The sequence below is a fragment of the Thiohalocapsa sp. genome (assembly GCF_022340605.1).
Classification (GTDB): domain Bacteria; phylum Pseudomonadota; class Gammaproteobacteria; order Chromatiales; family Chromatiaceae; genus Thiohalocapsa.
Window position 1 is genome coordinate 16,120 of record NZ_JAJDNQ010000047.1, and the last position, 15,510, is coordinate 31,629.

General features: G+C 68.6%; 13 protein-coding genes. 11 read left to right on the forward strand and 2 right to left on the reverse strand.

Features of this window, described 5'->3' with window-relative positions; genetic code table 11:
- The first annotated feature begins 34 nt into the window (after positions 1-34).
- Together LJE69_RS06035 and gshA are read left to right on the forward strand one after the other, a co-directional pair.
- Positions 35-2,278, forward strand: a complete 2,244-nt coding sequence (locus LJE69_RS06035) for a carboxy terminal-processing peptidase (RefSeq protein WP_296922656.1) — start codon at positions 35-37, stop codon at positions 2,276-2,278.
- Positions 2,279-2,280: 2 nt separating this feature from the next.
- Positions 2,281-3,948 carry a glutamate--cysteine ligase gene (gshA, locus tag LJE69_RS06040; protein WP_296922659.1) on the forward strand — a complete coding sequence of 556 codons (1,668 nt, stop codon included), beginning with the start codon at positions 2,281-2,283 and terminating at the stop codon, positions 3,946-3,948.
- 323 nt (positions 3,949-4,271) lie between these two features.
- On the opposite strand, the gene LJE69_RS06045 is transcribed toward gshA, so the two are convergent.
- Together LJE69_RS06045 and LJE69_RS06050 are read right to left on the reverse strand one after the other, a co-directional pair.
- Complete coding sequence (locus LJE69_RS06045) at positions 4,272-5,138, reverse strand: SDR family oxidoreductase (RefSeq protein ID WP_296922662.1); 867 nt, start codon at positions 5,136-5,138, stop codon at positions 4,272-4,274.
- A gap of 2 nt (positions 5,139-5,140) precedes the next feature.
- Positions 5,141-5,617, reverse strand: coding sequence for a YbhB/YbcL family Raf kinase inhibitor-like protein (locus tag LJE69_RS06050; RefSeq protein ID WP_296922664.1), 477 nt, complete (start codon positions 5,615-5,617; stop codon positions 5,141-5,143).
- Positions 5,618-5,708: 91 nt separating this feature from the next.
- On the opposite strand from LJE69_RS06050, the gene LJE69_RS06055 reads away from it, so the two are divergent.
- The 9 genes from LJE69_RS06055 (at position 5,709) to LJE69_RS06095 (ending at position 15,446) form a co-directional block, all read left to right on the forward strand.
- Complete coding sequence (locus LJE69_RS06055) at positions 5,709-6,083, forward strand: FmdB family zinc ribbon protein (RefSeq protein WP_296922666.1); 375 nt, start codon at positions 5,709-5,711, stop codon at positions 6,081-6,083.
- A 173-nt stretch (positions 6,084-6,256) separates the two neighbouring features.
- A complete protein-coding gene (gene aspS, locus LJE69_RS06060) occupies positions 6,257-8,035 on the forward strand; it encodes an aspartate--tRNA ligase (protein WP_296922669.1) in 1,779 nt (592 codons plus the stop codon).
- Positions 8,036-8,141: 106 nt separating this feature from the next.
- Positions 8,142-8,294, forward strand: a complete 153-nt coding sequence (locus LJE69_RS06065; protein ID WP_296922671.1) for a hypothetical protein — start codon at positions 8,142-8,144, stop codon at positions 8,292-8,294.
- 33 nt (positions 8,295-8,327) lie between these two features.
- Positions 8,328-8,810 (forward strand): dihydroneopterin triphosphate diphosphatase, encoded by a 483-nt coding sequence (gene nudB, locus LJE69_RS06070; RefSeq protein WP_296922673.1) that lies wholly within the window; start codon positions 8,328-8,330, stop codon positions 8,808-8,810.
- A 41-nt stretch (positions 8,811-8,851) separates the two neighbouring features.
- Complete coding sequence (locus LJE69_RS06075; protein ID WP_296922675.1) at positions 8,852-9,247, forward strand: DUF1640 domain-containing protein; 396 nt, start codon at positions 8,852-8,854, stop codon at positions 9,245-9,247.
- A 67-nt stretch (positions 9,248-9,314) separates the two neighbouring features.
- Entirely contained in the window at positions 9,315-10,484 is a 1,170-nt protein-coding gene (locus tag LJE69_RS06080) for an efflux RND transporter periplasmic adaptor subunit (protein WP_296922678.1), read from the forward strand.
- Between the two features lie 200 nt (positions 10,485-10,684).
- Positions 10,685-11,398, forward strand: a complete 714-nt coding sequence (locus LJE69_RS06085; protein WP_296922681.1) for an ABC transporter ATP-binding protein — start codon at positions 10,685-10,687, stop codon at positions 11,396-11,398.
- Between the two features lie 661 nt (positions 11,399-12,059).
- Positions 12,060-14,696, forward strand: coding sequence for an SUMF1/EgtB/PvdO family nonheme iron enzyme (locus LJE69_RS06090; protein WP_296922684.1), 2,637 nt, complete (start codon positions 12,060-12,062; stop codon positions 14,694-14,696).
- A gap of 387 nt (positions 14,697-15,083) precedes the next feature.
- Positions 15,084-15,446, forward strand: coding sequence for a hypothetical protein (locus LJE69_RS06095; protein WP_296922687.1), 363 nt, complete (start codon positions 15,084-15,086; stop codon positions 15,444-15,446).
- Positions 15,447-15,510: the final 64 nt, after the last annotated feature.

Sequence of the window (15,510 nt, forward strand, 5' to 3'; positions counted from 1 at the left end):
GTCCACGACGCCCGAATCCTTACCGAGCCCATCGATGGCTGAGACAAGCATGCTGCGATTCTTCTCCTTTCCCGGTCGCTCCGCCGCCGGCTACCCGCCGGTCCACCACAACGCCGGTGCAGGCGGCACGCGAGACACCTCCACCGCGGGCGGTCCGGGGTCGCGCTGGCCGCGCCACCGGCGCTTGGGCGTCCTGCTGGTGCTGGCAGCGGTCTGGCTGTGCGTCTCCTGTGCCGCGGTGGCGGAGTTCACGCCCGTCGGCATGTCCGAGCTGTTCCCGTCGGAACGCCAGGCCAAGACCACGCTGGTTATCAATAAGGTCCTGGAGCGGTTCCACTACCGCAACTTCCATCTCGACGACGACTTTGCGCGGAACACACTGCTCAATTATTTCGAAGACCTCGACCCGAACCGCTCCTTCTTCCTCGACCGCGACGTGGAGCGCTTCACCCGCGGCGCGGACCGGCTCGACGACGACCTGAGCCAGGGTCGACTCGACGTTGCCTTCGACATCTTCCGCGTCTATCGCATGCGCGTGGACAGCCGCATCGAGTACGCGCTGTCGCTGCTGAGCCAGAAGTTCGATTTCGATCGCCCGGAGACCTACCTCTTCGACCGCGAGCACGCCGACTGGGCCAAGAGCGACGCCGAACTGGACGCCATCTGGCGCAAGCGTGTCAAGTACGACTTTCTGACCTTGAAACTCGCCGACGATCCGGACGACCAGATCCGTGACCAGCTGCGCAAGCGCTATGAGGGCATTTCCCGGCGCATCCACCAGTTCACAGCCGACGATGTCTACGAGGCCTTCGTGAATGCCTACACGCGCACGCTGGAGCCGCACACCAGCTACATGTCGCCGAGTACGTCGGAGAACTTCGACATCAGCATGCGCCTCAAGCTGGAGGGCATCGGCGCCGTGCTCAGCGCCGAGAATGAGTACACCGTCATCCAGCGCACCATTGCCGGCGGGCCCGCCCGGCAGAGCGGCCAGATCGGGAGCGGTGACCGCATCGTCGGCGTCGCGCAGGGCCACGACGGCGAGGTGGAGGACGTGATCGGCTGGCGCCTGCAAGACGTGGTGGACAAGATCCGCGGGCCGAAGGGCTCAGTGGTGCGGCTCGAGATCCTGCCCAAGTCGGCGGGTTCCGGGGGACGCACGCGCGAGGTCGAGCTGGTGCGCAACGAGATCAAGCTGGAGGACCAGGCCGCCCACTCGTACGTCATCGACGATCTCAAGAACGCGCCGTCGCTGCGCATCGGGGTCATCGTGGTGCCCGCCTTCTACCGTGACTTCCGTGCCGAGTCCGAGGGCAGCCGCAATTTCACCAGCACCACCCGGGACGTGCGCCGGCTCATCAAAGAGCTGCAGGTGAAGGGCATCAGCGGCCTGGTGATCGATCTGCGCGGCAACGGTGGGGGCTCTCTGGCGGAGGCGACATCGCTCACGGGGCTCTTCATCGACCAGGGCCCGGTGGTGCAGGTGAAGGACGCGCTCGGCAAGGTGGACGTGGAGACGGACCCGGACCCGGGCGTGGTCTACTCTGGGCCGCTGGCGGTGCTGGTGGACCGCAACAGCGCGTCCGCGTCGGAGATCTTCGCCGGCGCCATCCAGGACTACGGCCGTGGCCTCATCATCGGTGAGCCAACCTTCGGTAAGGGCACGGTGCAGACCCTCATCGACCTCGACCGCTATGTGCCCGGCAACGCCGAGGAGCTCGGCCGGTTGCGTCTCACCATGGCGGAGTTCTTCCGCGTCAGCGGCGGCAGCACTCAGCTCAAGGGGGTCGAGCCGGATATCCGCTTCGACCTGGGCCCGGAGACGGACGACCAGGGCGAGCGCTCGCTGAAAAACGCCTTGCCATGGGACCGCATTCGCCCGGCGCGCTATGCCAAGTACAAGCCGGTAGACGTCGATTGGCTGCGTCAGCGCTCGGCCGAGCGCACTCGGCAGGACGACGGTTTCCGCATGCTGTCGTCCCGCGGTCAGTTGCTCAGCGAGATCAACGGTGAAAAGGAGGTGTCGCTGCAAGAGAGCCAGCGTCGCCGCGAGTCCGAGCACCGGGACCAGGTGCTGAAGCAAGAGCGTGATCGTTTCCTCCTCGCGCGGGGCATCAAGCCCGTGGACGAGGACGCGGACAACGTGGATGAAGACGCCCTGGAGCGCCAGCAGGACGCCATCGACCGCATCCAGTCAGAAGAGGCCGCGCGCATCCTGGCCGACGAGATCGTCGCGAGCAACGCGAGCGAGCGCCCGCGGGCAGCCATGCGCGACTGAATATGCATCCCAACCTCGTCTGCGCGCTGGCGCCGGGGGTCCTCGACGCGTTCACCGACGCCGAGGGCCGCGCCATCCTCGCCGGCGGCCGCGTCGGGCTGGAGAAAGAGGCGCTCAGGGTCACCGCCGACAGCTCGGTGGCCACAACCCCCCACCCGCCGGCGCTCGGCTCGGCGCTCACCCATCCCTGCATCACCACGGATTTTTCCGAGGCGCTGCTGGAGCTGGTGACGCCGGCGCTGGCGTCCTCGCAGGAGGTGCTGGCGCTGCTGGACGACCTGCACCGCTTCGTCTACGGTCGGATCGGCGACGAGCGCCTGTGGGCTACCAGCATGCCCTGTGTGCTGCATGGCGGCGCCCAGATCCCGCTCGCGCAGTACGGCAGCTCCAATGCCGGGCGCATGAAGACCGTCTACCGCCGTGGGCTGGGCAACCGCTACGGGCGGGTGATGCAGGTCATCGCCGGCGTGCATTTCAATTACTCCGTTGACGACCGGCTGTGGCAACGGCTTCCGGGACTGCCCGGCTTTGCGGCGCGTGCGGACGCCCGCCCGGGCGGGGCCGATGCCGGCGGCGAGCAGGCGCTGCGTGCCGACGGCTACATGGGCATGGTGCGCAACCTGCAGCGGCTAGGCTGGCTGGTGCCCTACCTGTTCGGTGCCTCGCCCGCGGTGTGCAAGAGCTTCGTGCAGAACGCCGCGACGGACCTGGAATCCTTCGACGCCACCACCTTCTTCTACCCCTATGCCACCTCGCTGCGCATGGGCGACATCGGCTATCAGAACCGCCAGGAAGCCGGCACCGGCATGAAGGCCTGCTACGACAGCCTGGATGCCTACATCAGGAGCCTCACCTGGGCCATCGAGACGCCCTGCCCGCAGTACGAGACCATCGGCGTCAAGGTCAACGGCCGCTACGAACAGCTCAACGACCATGTGCTGCAAATCGAGAACGAGTACTACAGCACCGTCCGCCCGAAGCAGCTCACCGACTGGATGGAGCGCCCGACCCTGGCGCTGCGCCGCCGCGGGGTGCTTTACGTGGAGCTGCGCTCGGTGGACGTGAATGCTTGCCACCCGCTCGGCATCGACGCGGAGCAGATGGGCTTTCTCAGGCTCTTCATGCTCTACAGCCTGCTGGCGGACGGCCCGCGCATCGACGCGCGCGAGCGCCGTGCCATCGACGCCAACCAAGTGCTGGCCGCCCACCGCGGCCGGGAGCCGGGGCTGCGACTGCGGGCGGGGGCCGATTCACTGACGCTGCGCGACTGGGCACTGCGGGTGCTGGACGCCATGCAGCCGCTCGCGGAGCTGCTGGACGGTAGCCTAGATGACGGGCGTGGCGGCGACTATTGCCGTGGGCTGGCCGCGCAGCGGGCCAAGGTGCTCGACCCGGAGCTGACGCCGTCCGCGCGCATGTTGGCCGAGATGCGCGAGCGCGGCGAGGGTTTTGCGCAATTCGCGCGCCGGCTCACCGAGCAGCACCGCAAGACCTTTCTGGCCGCGCCGCCGTCGCCGGAGCGGGTTGCCTGGCTCATGGACTTGGCCGCCACGTCGCTGGATCGCCAGCGTGCCATCGAGGCGGCCGACGACATCGACTTCGACGAGTTCCTGCGCCGCTACTTCGCCCAGAGCGAGGCGCACCCGGTGGAACTGGCGGCGCCGGTCTGAGAGGGCGTGAAGACAACCGCTCGCGAGGCGCTGCCTCAAGACCGACAACGGCATGAGGCGGCGAATGCCGCGTCGATCGACTCCCGGCATGCAACAAGGGCCTATTGGAGCGTTTCTCCCAACTTTGCTTTCGTTGTCGTTGTCGTTGTCGTTGTCGAGTATCCGGTCACGACCACGACAACGACCACGAGCAGAGACTTCGACCCGGTTCCTCGGCTCCGCCCTCACCCGGGTTGACTCCTGCAAAATTGGCTGAAACGGGGCACTAGTTCCATCCGGCGCTGTGTCGGGCTGCGTTCCTCAGCCCGATCTGGGCAGGTGCGTCAGCCGCGCCCGCCGCGGGCGATCCGCTTCAGCGCCCGGTCCAGCGCGCCCGTGCCGAGCACGCGCCGCAGGGTGCCCATCAGGTAGGTGGGGAAGGTCACGTAGTAGCGCGGTCGCGGCCGCGGGCTCTCCAGGGCATGGACCAGTTTCTTCAGCACCGCCTCCGGCGGCAGCGTGAAGGGCTGCACCGGACCCTCCATGGTGAGCCGCTGCACCATGCGCTCGTAGGTGGCGCGGTGGACACTGTGCTCGGCGTCGATGGTGTGCTGGTACACGGCATAGCCGTTGTCGCGGAAGCGGCTCAGGATGGGCCCGGGCTCGATGAGCGACACCCTGATGCCGCTGCCGGCGAGCTCCAGCCGCAGCGTATCGGTGAGTCCCTCCAAGGCGAACTTGCTCGCCACGTAGGCACCGCGATAGGGCAGGGCGATGAGCCCCAGCACGGAGCTGTTTTGCACGATGCGCCCGTGCCCCTGAGTGCGCATGATGGGGATGACCCGGCAGGTCAGGTCGTGCCAGCCGAACAGGTTGGTCTCGAACTGGGCGCGCAAGACGGTCCGGGTCAGGTCTTCTACGGCGCCAGGCTGGCCATAGGCGCCGTTGTTGAACAGCGCATCCAGATGCCCGCCGGTGTGCGCGAGCGCGGCGTCGAGCCCGGCCTGGATACTCTCCGGGTCGTCCAGGTCGAGCTGGACGGCGGTGAGACCCTCCGTCCCCAGCCGCTCGACGTCCTGCGGCTTGCGCGCCGAGGCGATGACTCGCCAGCCGCGCGCCGCCAGGCCGTGGGCGCACGCGTGGCCGATGCCGCTGGAGCAGCCGGTGATCAGGATGCTGCCCGGCGTCCCCGTGGGTTGCGGCTGCCGCATGCTCAGTCGCCCTTCTGGTAGGTGCCCATCAGGGCCGTCTCGGCCAGCACGTGACCGGCCATGGCCGCCTCGAGCTGGGCCTTGGTGGGCCGGTCCAGCCCCTTCAGCACGGTGTCCAGGGCGTAGAGCTTGTGGAAGTAGCGGTGGCGGCCGATGGGCGGGCAGGGGCCGCCATAGCCGGGCCGGCCCCAGTCGTTCAGACCGGACTGGCTGCCTGCCGGCAGCTGATCGTTGCGTATTGCCGCGGGTAAGCTGCCGTCAGCGGGTGGCAGGTTGTAGAGCACCCAGTGGACATAGGTCATGCGCGGCGCGGCCGGGTCCGGTGCGTCTGGGTCGTCGACGATCAGGGCCAGGCTCTTGGCGCCTGCCGGGACGCCCTGCCAGTCGAGCTGGGGCGAGGTGTCGGCGCCCTCGCAGGTGTGCTCGCGCGGAATCCGCCCACCGTCGGTGAAGGCCGGAGAGGTAAGCTTGAGGTTCATGATCGCCTCCGTCGTGTTCGGGACATTGAATCGCTGCGCGCAAACCGTACCATGGGAGGGTTGATCGATTTGCCCTTTTGAGGACCCGACCATGCCTATCTATGCCTATCGCTGCGAGGCCTGCGGCCACGAGTTGGACGCGCTGCAGAAGCTCAGCGATGCGCCCCTGACCGACTGCCCTGCCTGTGGTGAGGCCGCGCTGAAGAAGCAACTGACGGCCGCCGCTTTTCGGCTCAAGGGCGGCGGCTGGTACGAGACCGACTTCAAAAAGGACGGCAAGAAGAACCTGCACCAGACGGACGACAAGCCCAAGGAGAAGGTCGCTGCCGCCGATAAGGGCGGCGACAAGTCCAAGGAAGCCGGCCAGGCCGCGGGCGCACCCAAGCCCGGCGGCGACAAACCGTCCGCCGCGAAGCCGGCGTCCGAAGCGAAGCCATCCGCGCCGAAGGCTGCGGCTCCGGGCTGACCCCGGGTTGACCCCGGGTTGACCCCGGTCGCCGAGCGCTTGCGCCACTCTCGGCGCAGCGCTATCTTGGTTCGTTTTTTCGGCCGGCCCTATGCCGCCCGAAACCTTCCTCCCGAAGCGTTTTTCAACCCGTGTGACGCGGCGGGCGTCGACGGTCAAGGGGATCGAACACCATGCGCAGCCACTATTGCGGCGACCTCAACGCCGGCCTCATCGACGAGACGGTTCGGCTCACCGGCTGGGTGCACCGCCGGCGCGACCACGGCGGCGTGATCTTCGTGGACCTGCGCGACCGCAGCGGGCTGGTACAGGTGGTGTTCGATCCGGACCGCCCCGAGATGTTCGCGCTCGCCGAGCAAGTCCGCAGTGAGTACGTGCTCGCGGTCGAGGGCCGCGTGCGCCGCCGCCCGGCCGGCACCGAGAACCCGAACATGGCCACCGGCGAGGTGGAGGTGCTGGCCCTGGACCTGACGGTGCTGAACCGCGCCGAGACGCCGCCCTTCCAGCTTGAGGACTACCACACCGATACCTCCGAGGAGGTGCGGCTGCGCTACCGCTACATCGACCTGCGCCGCCCGGAGATGCAGGAGCGCCTGCGTATCCGCTCGCGCGTCACCGCCGCCCTGCGCGCCTTCCTCGATGCCGAGGGCTTCCTGGACATCGAGACTCCCATCCTCACCAAGTCCACCCCCGAGGGCGCCCGCGATTACCTGGTCCCGAGCCGCGTGCATCCGGGCGAGTTCTACGCCCTGCCGCAGTCGCCGCAGCTGTTCAAGCAGCTGCTGATGATGTCGGGCTTCGACCGCTACTATCAGGTCGCGCGCTGCTTCCGCGACGAGGACCTGCGCGCGGACCGCCAGCCCGAGTTCACCCAGCTCGACATCGAGACATCCTTCCTCGACGAGATGGCGCTGACCGGCCTGATGGAGCAGATGATCCGGCAGTTGTTCAAGCAGGTGCTCGACGTGGACCTGCCGGAGCCCTTCCCGCGCATGACCTACGCCGAGGCCATGCGTCGCTATGGCTCCGACCGCCCGGACCTGCGCGTGCCGCTGGAGCTGATCGACGTCGCCGACCTGATGGATGAGGTGGAGTTCAAGGTCTTCGCCGGCCCGGCGGCGGACCCGGAGGGCCGCGTCGTGGCGCTGCGCCTGCCCGGTGGTGGCGAGCTGACCCGCAAGGAGATCGACGACTACACCAAGTTCGTCGGCATCTACGGGGCCAAGGGGCTCGCCTACGTCAAGGTCAACGATTGGTCCGGGCAGGGCCGCGAGGGGCTGCAATCCCCCATCCTCAAATTCCTGCCCGATAGCGCCGTCAACGGCATCATGGAGCGCACCGCGGCGCAGGACGGCGACCTGGTGTTCTTCGGCGCCGACAAGGCCGAGGTGGTCAACGAGTCCATGGGCGCGCTGCGCACCCGCCTCGGCCACGACCGCGGCCTCGCCGAGGATGGCTGGCGCCCGCTCTGGGTCGTGGACTTCCCGATGTTCGAGCACGACCCCCACACCGGCCGCTGGGTGGCGCTGCACCACCCCTTCACGGCACCCAAGGAGGACCAGCTCGATCGGTTGGAGTCCGACCCCGGCGGCGTCGAGTCGCGCGCCTATGATCTGGTGCTGAACGGCACCGAGGTGGGCGGCGGCTCCATCCGTATTCACCTGGAGGAGGTGCAGCGGCGCGTGTTCCGGTTGCTCAAGATCACCGACGAGGAGGCCGATGTCCGCTTCGGCTTCCTGCTCAAGGCGCTCAAGTACGGCTGCCCACCCCACGGCGGCATCGCTTTCGGCCTCGACCGCCTGGTGATGCTGATGACCGGCAGCCACTCCATCCGTGACGTCATGGCCTTCCCGAAGACCCAGACGGCGTCCTGCCTGCTCACCGACGCCCCCTCCGCGGTGGACGAGGCGCAGCTGCACGAGCTGGCGCTGCGGATCAGGTTGCGTGCCTAAGAAGTGCGAAGTGCGAAGTTCGGGTCGGCTCCTCGGTGCCCGGCCTCCCCACCGAACCCGGCATTGGCTGCGCTCATGTGCACTGAGGATCATCGGGGTGGCGGCGATGCGCGACATCGAAGACGTGGATGCCTGGCTGCATACGCCCGAGATGCGCGAGCGTCTCGAGGCTGCCGATGCCTGGATGGCGGCGAATCCGCCGGCGGAGACCGACTTGGATGCTCTCGCCAGGCGGCTCGAGACGCAGGCCGAGGGCTGAATAGCCGCTTGGGCTCGTGCCTGGTGTTTCAAGATGACCCCTGAAAGCGTCGAGGATCTCGCGTTGGCGAAAGCGGGGCGGAAACGCCCCATCTCCGTCCTCGTCGTGGTCTTCACCTGGGCCGGCGAGTTCCTGCTGCTGGACCGGGTGCAGCCGCCGCACTTCTGGCAGTCGGTCACGGGCAGCCTGCGGCCGGGTGAGACACCGCGCGCTGCCGCGCTGCGGGAGCTGCGCGAGGAGACCGGGCTCATCGGTGGCGGCGATCTGGTCGATCTGCACGAGAGCCGGCTATTTCCCATCAAGCCTGCCTGGCGGGCGCGCTATCGGCCTGGCGTCTGTTTTAACCGCGAGCACTGGTTCGCGCTGCCGCTGCCGGCGCGGCGCTGCATCCGCCTCGCGCCCGGCGAGCACAGCGGTTACCGCTGGCTGCCCGCGGCGCAGGCGGCGCGGCTCACCGGCTCCTGGACCAATCGCGATGCTATCCAGCTCCTGGCCAGCCGCTACACCGGCCGTTGATTGTGCTTGCCCGGCCCGCGTGCCGGTGGCAGATTGGGTGCATGAACTCCGCCGTTGAGCTTTACGAGGCGCTGACCTCGGCCCCGGACGACAAGACCCGCGCCCGACTCATCGCGGAGGCGTTCGAGCGCCTGGAAGAGCGCTATCCACATCTGCCGGACCTGGCGACGCAGGCGCACCTGCGTGAGACGGAACTGCGCTTGCAGCGCGACATCGAGCGGGTTCGGGCCGAGCTCATGGCCGAGATCGAGCGTGTGCGCGCGGAGTTGAATACCGAGATCGAGCGTGTGCGCGCGGACTTGAAGACGGACATCGAGCGCTTGCGCGCCGAGCTCAAGACCGACATCGCGCAGGTCAAGGCCGATCTCCTCAAGTGGCTGGTGCCGCTCATGTTCGCCCAAGTGGCCGCCATCGCCGCTTTGGTGGAGATGCTCTAGCCGGTCGGCTGTACCCGGCGCACCGCCCGCGGCCGACCGCAGTAGCAAGGCCACCCCTGGCGACCCCATGCGCATCCCCGTCGGCCCACTGCTGATCCTGCTGCTCGCCGCCGGCGCTGCCGCCGCGTGGTGGTACGCGACACGCCCGACGCCGGTCGAGGTGCGGGTCGCGCAGGTGGAGCGCGGCCGGGTGGAGGAGATCGTCGCCAACACCCGCGCCGGCACCGTCAAGGCGTGCCGGCGGGCGCGGTTGGCGCCCGGCATCGGTGGCCAGATGGCCGAGCTCAAGGTGCATGAGGGCGACCGCGTCGAGGCCGGCCAACTGCTGCTGGCGCTGTGGAATCGCGACCTGGTCGCGCAGCTCGAGCTGGCCGAGCGCGAGGCCGAGGCCAGCGCCGCCAGCGCCCGCGCCACCTGCCTCAACGCCGAGCAGGCCGCCCGCGAGGCGGCGCGGCAGGAGAAGCTCCAGCAACGCCGCATGGCCAGCGAGGAGGCCGTGGACCGCGCCCAGACCGCCGCCGCCGCCGGCCGCGCCGACTGTGAGGCCGCCAACGCCAAGGCCCGCGTTGCCGCCGCGCGGGTTGGCGTCGCCCAGGCCGAGCTGGAGCGCACCCGGCTCACCGCGCCCTTCGCCGGTGTCGTCGCCGAGGTGTCCGGCGAGCTGAACGAGTACGTGACGCCGTCGCCCCCCGGCATTCCGACGCCGCCGGCGGTGGACCTCATCGACGACAGCTGCTTCTACATCTCCGCGCCCATCGACGAGGTGGACGCCGCCCGCGTGCGGCTGGGCTTTGCAGCGCGGGTGACCCTGGACGCCTATGCGGGGCGCGAGTTCGCCGGCGTCGTGCGGCGCATCGCTCCCTATGTGCTGGACCAGGAAAAGCAGGCCCGCACCGTCGAGGTTGAGGTCGTCATTGCCGATCCGCCCGACGATCCGCCGCTGTTGGCCGGCTACAGCGCCGACGTGGAGATCGTCACCGCCGCGGCCGACGACACCCTGTCCATCCCCACCGCGGCCATCCGCCCGGGGTTTGATGACGTGCCCAGCTCGGTGCTGGTGCTGCCGCCGGACGGCGTGCTCGCGTCCCGCGACATCGAGACGGGCCTTGGCAACTGGGAGCGCACCGAGGTGGTATCGGGCCTGAAGGCTGGCGAGCGAGTGGTGCTGTCCCTGGACCGCGACGGCGTTGAGGCGGGTGCGCCGGCAGTGGCTGACGATGGCCAAGGCAAGGATTGAGTGCCCACCCTCGGGTTCACGCGGGTCGCCATGGAGCGCCACTCCCGGGCAGCGCCGGCAAAGTGGCGCCCGCCAGGGCGACACGGATTTAAGGTCAAGACTCGACGTCACAGCCGGACTGAATCCGTCCACGTGGTGGCGTCACCACACCAGTCCTGCTTCTTATTGTTGTGCTTCGTGATGCAACGGCGGACTCCAAGGTGATCCAGCTCATCGGCGTCGAGCGCAGCTTCCAGGTAGGCGACCAGACCGTCCACGCCCTGCGCGACGTCAACCTCACCATCGGCGATGGAGCATACGCGGCGGTGATGGGCCCGTCCGGCTCCGGCAAGAGCACGTTGCTCAACATCTTGGGCCTACTGGATCGTCCCGACGCCGGCAGCTACCAACTCGATGGCATCGAGACGACGACCCTGCCCGAGGAACGCCGCGCAAGGCTCAGGCGCGAGCGCATCGGCTTCGTCTTTCAGGCGTTTCATCTGATCCCCCGGCTCACGGCCGCAGAGAACGTCGAACTGCCGCTGATCCTCGCCGGGCACTCCGTCCGCGAGCGTCGTCGGCAGGTTGCGGATGCCCTGGACGCGCTGGGCATGACCCCGCGCGCCGATCACCGCCCGGACCAGCTCTCCGGCGGCCAGCGCCAGCGCGTCGCCATCGCGCGGGCCGCCGTCACCCGTCCGCGCCTGCTGCTCGCCGACGAGCCTACCGGTAACCTCGACCGCGCCAGCAGCGACGACGTCATCGGCGCCCTGGAGGCCCTCAATGCCCAGGGCCTGACGCTTATCGTCGTCACCCATGACCAAGCCCTCGGCGAGCGTGCCCACCGCCGCATCCGCATGGACGACGGCGCCATCCTGCAAGCCCCCGGGGCGCCGCCGGGGGCGGCGAGCTCCGCTCGGCCCGGCCGCTGCTAGGCGACCCCGCGCGACGCGTGGCCCAACAGCGATGGCGGGAAGGTCATCTGCCGTTCCCGGGCATGCGCCGACTGAAAGTCGGCGCCCCCGGCGGCGAGCGGACGCTGCCACGCGCGCCCGCAGGTCGTCTTCTTATGCCGAGCGCCGTTCCGTGCGCTCCGCCCATCACTGTATCTCCGCGTAGCCCGCGTCACCGGCCATCGGGTATGCTCGCTGCTTGCCGCTGAAGTCTGCGACGTCTGGTGGTATTACGGAATTTGTGCTAAGGAGTCCTTCGACGGGCCGATCAAGAGCACGCCGGCGCGCGTATCCGACATTGTCGGGGTCTCGTCGAAGAGCTTGCTCAAGCCGGACTCTTAGGGTGCAGAATGCGCCTGGGCGTCACGCCAGTGAGCTTCGCGAACGACAGCCGTAACGTCGCGCCCATGGGCCGGCGACGAACCTGACGTGGGGGGCGGGCTCGGCGCGCGACTCGTGATCGATGGGTTGCGGAAGAACGCCCAAGCGTACCCCAACGGGCCGGCGCGCATAGTTGGGCGCGCAGACTGGCAGTCCCTCTCTGCCGGTTGCCCTCGGAAGCGCAGTGGGAGCGCGCCGGTCGTGCAGGGGCGCAGACGCCCCGCGCGCCGGCGACCCACGCCGCGGTGCAATAGAGCACGACATGGCCGACCTACCTGACTTCGACGTCTTCCTCAGCTACAACCCGCTCGACCATGCCGCGGTTGGGCACCTCGCGCGCGCGCTCGAGGACCGCGGTCTCAAGGTCTTTCTCGATCGCTGGGAGCTGGTGCCGGGAAGCGCTTGGCCGGAGGCGCTGGCGGGGCATCTCGCCCAGTGTCGAGCCGCCGCCATCGTGCTCGGCCCCCACGGCATGGGTCCGTGGCAGCAGCGCGAGCGCACCCTGGCGCTGGACCGCCAGGGAAGGAACCCCCGCTTCGGTGTTATCCCCGTGCTGTTGCCGAACGCCGAGCCCGCGCTCGGGTTCCTCACGCTGAGCACCTGGGTAGATCTGCGTGCCGGCGTGGACGACACCGATGCACTTGACCTGCTCGCCGCCGCGGTCCGCGGGGAGCCGCCGGCCGCGCTGCTGGAGCGCACGCGCCAGACCGCCGCCCGAGTCTGCCCATACCGGGGTCTCGAAGTCTTTCGCGAAGAGGATGCGCCCTTCTTCTTTGGCCGCGAGGCTTGCACCGAGGCGTTGCTGAGGGCCGTCGCCGCTCAATCACTGGTGGCTGTTGTCGGGAGCTCCGGCAGCGGCAAGTCCTCGCTGGTCCGCGCCGGGCTGGTGCCCGCGCTGCGCCAGCCGGATGCGGATACGATCTGGGAGGTCGCAACGCTGCTGACCGGCGCACGGCCGCTGCATGCGCTCGCCGGCGCGCTGTTGCCCTTCCTTGAGCCCGAGGCGGGCGCGAGCGACTGGCCGGAGCAGATCGAGCAGCTTGCCGGGCGCCTCGCCGCCGGCGAGGTGACGCTGGCAGCGGTGATCGAGCGTTTGCTGGCCAGGCAGCCCGGCACGGACCGTCTTCTGCTCGTGGTCGACCAGTGGGAAGAGCTCTACACCCAGGCCGGCGACGACGACACCAAGGCGCGCACTGCTGGCTTCATCGATGTCTTGCTCACGGCCGCCGACGCGGCGCCGCTCACCGTCGTGCTGACCTTGCGGGCCGACTTCTACAACCAGGTGCTGGACCACCGGCGCCTGGCAGACCGACTGCAGGCGGCGCAGATCAACCTCGGCCCCATGAACCGCGAGGAGCTGGCGGCGGCGGTGACCCGGCCCGCAGAGCAGGCTGGCCTCCAGTTCGAGGATGGCCTCCCCGAGCGGCTGTTGGACGACGTCGGCGACGCGCCCGGCAACCTGTCGCGATTGCAGTTCGCGCTTGAGGCCTTGTGGGCTGGCCGTCGCGGTGATCGATTGCTGCATGCCGTCTATCAGAGTACGGGCGGCATCGAGGGTGCCGTCGCCCAGCGCGCCGAGACGTTCTATGGCGGACTCGATCCGGCCGGGCAACGGGCTGCCGAGCAGCTCTTCACCAAGCTGGTGCGCCCCGGTGAAGCGACCGGCGACATCGGCCTGCGCACCGGTCTCGGCCAATTGGATGCGGCTGAGGCCGTACTGGCTCGGGAACTGGCGGACCAGGATTGCCGGCTGCTCGTTACCGCCAGAGACCCGGTTTCCGGCCGTCAGACCGTGGCATTGGCGCACGAGGCGCTGATCGGTGCATGGAGCCGGCTCGGCGCCTGGGTCGATCAGCTGCGTCAGACGCGCAAGGATCAGCGGTTGCTGGATGAGCTCGCCGGACAGTGGCGCGAGCAGGGCAAGCCGCGCCGGCGGGGGCTTGCATCCGGGCGCACCCTCAAACGCTTCGCGCATGTGGGGGCCGCCTCCGAGCTGGCCGGTGAATACCTGCGCGCAAGCCGCGCCCAGCGCAAACGCCGCCGGCTGTTGGTGGTCGTTGCCATCCTGGTCGTCGTCGCCGCGTGGCAGGGGCTCGCCTGGCTCGGTGCTCGCGGCCTGACATTGCGCCATCCGTTGGCGGCGGTGCTCGATGCGGCTGGACTATGGCAGCCCATCGAGCCCGAGATGATCACGATCTCCCAAGAATCCGGGCACCCGATGCGCTTCGTAATGGGGCTCGACAGTTCGAAGGCGTCCTGGCTCGGACCCGGACATGAAGTGCGGATTGCCCATGCCTATCGCATCGGCCGCGACGAGGTTACCTTCGCGGAGTACGACCGCTTTGCGCTCGCGACCTGGCGCAAGCTGCCGGATGACAAAGGCTGGGGCCGGGGCGACCGCCCGGTGATCAACGTGTCTTGGCAGGACGCCGAGGCCTATACCGACTGGCTGTCCGGCAAGACCGGAAAGCGGTACCGGCTGCCCAAGGAAGCCGAATGGGAACATGCCGCCCGCGGCGGCACCAATACCGCGTATTGGTGGGGCGATGACGTCCACGAGGGTGATTCGGTTTGGGCCGACTGTGACGGTTGCGGCAGCCCATGGGACTTGCGGCAAACCGCGCCGGTGGGCAGCTTCCAGGCGAATGCTTTCGGTCTTCGGGACACGGCGGGCAATGTCTGGGAGTGGGTCGAGGACTGCTGGCATGGCAACTACGCCGGCGCGCCGAATGATGGCTCCGCGTGGGGCGAGCCGGACGATGCCGACTGTCGCCAGCGCGTGATGCGCGGCGGTTACTGGGGCGGTAAGCCGGACCTGCTCCGCTCGGCCTTCCGCTTCAGGGGCAATGCCGCGTCTCGGACCGCCAGCGTCGGCTTCCGGGTTGCCCAGGACCCCTGACGGGCTGCGCCGCGCCCTCTTACCCTTCCCCCGGGGGTCCGCGACGCGGTTCCCCGGTCGCCGCGAGATTGCGCATCACCTGAGGCAGAGCCCGATTGTTGGCCAGGGGGGGCGAGCATGGGACCCTGGCCAATAGTCGGCGTTTCCCTGGCCTGCCAGGCGCGGTCTTCCTAATCGGGGTAGTGCCTGCCCGCCGGCTGCTTCGAGGACCTCCCGACGCCCTTTTCCGAGCGCACGCTAACGGGTGATAAGCCCGAGCTCAGTAGCCGTGTGGGCGGGTCTCCGCGAACATACGTCCAACTCCAGACGGACGAGATCCGCGGCTTTGTCGGCGTCGATGAGCGGCACATCATCAGCGTTGCGCACTATCACCTCGAAGGCATCGAAATGAGCTTTCCTGACATTCTCGGCACTGGCGCCTATGCGGACTTGGTGGCGTTGTTCCGCTCGCTAATCGCAACCACACAGGTCTTCATCTACGGCATGATCGCGCTCGGCTTGGCGGTGTGGGCATGGCGCGGGGTCTTGTGGGGTTACCCCAGAGTCCTTGACCGATTTCCAACTGCGCACATGCTGCCCGCCGTTTTGAGTCTTGCGATTGCAACCCTTGTGGTGCAGATGTTTGGTGTCTACATGCTGGTGACATCATCGGGCTGTGTGATCATGGCGATCATCCTCATCGCCTTCATGGCGGTGGTGCAAAGGGGCATCGTGCGCGGTGCACTCCGCGCACTGCGAGCAGAAACCTGAGCTGACCAATCTATGGGGCACGGCGCCGGCGGCGCGCTTTCCGGTGCCATATCACCGCTGTCCG

Coding starts and splice junctions, on each gene's coding strand:
- LJE69_RS06055 (WP_296922666.1), top strand. CDS start 5,709: ATGCCTATCTATGCCTATCGCTGCGAGGCCTGCGGCCACGAGTTGGAC.
- LJE69_RS06090 (WP_296922684.1), top strand. CDS start 12,060: ATGGCCGACCTACCTGACTTCGACGTCTTCCTCAGCTACAACCCGCTC.
- LJE69_RS06080 (WP_296922678.1), top strand. CDS start 9,315: ATGCGCATCCCCGTCGGCCCACTGCTGATCCTGCTGCTCGCCGCCGGC.
- LJE69_RS06035 (WP_296922656.1), top strand. CDS start 35: ATGGCTGAGACAAGCATGCTGCGATTCTTCTCCTTTCCCGGTCGCTCC.
- LJE69_RS06095 (WP_296922687.1), top strand. CDS start 15,084: ATGAGCTTTCCTGACATTCTCGGCACTGGCGCCTATGCGGACTTGGTG.
- LJE69_RS06045 (WP_296922662.1), bottom strand. CDS start 5,138: ATGCGGCAGCCGCAACCCACGGGGACGCCGGGCAGCATCCTGATCACC.
- LJE69_RS06075 (WP_296922675.1), top strand. CDS start 8,852: ATGAACTCCGCCGTTGAGCTTTACGAGGCGCTGACCTCGGCCCCGGAC.
- LJE69_RS06065 (WP_296922671.1), top strand. CDS start 8,142: ATGCGCGACATCGAAGACGTGGATGCCTGGCTGCATACGCCCGAGATG.
- LJE69_RS06050 (WP_296922664.1), bottom strand. CDS start 5,617: ATGAACCTCAAGCTTACCTCTCCGGCCTTCACCGACGGTGGGCGGATT.
- nudB (WP_296922673.1), top strand. CDS start 8,328: ATGACCCCTGAAAGCGTCGAGGATCTCGCGTTGGCGAAAGCGGGGCGG.
- aspS (WP_296922669.1), top strand. CDS start 6,257: ATGCGCAGCCACTATTGCGGCGACCTCAACGCCGGCCTCATCGACGAG.
- gshA (WP_296922659.1), top strand. CDS start 2,281: ATGCATCCCAACCTCGTCTGCGCGCTGGCGCCGGGGGTCCTCGACGCG.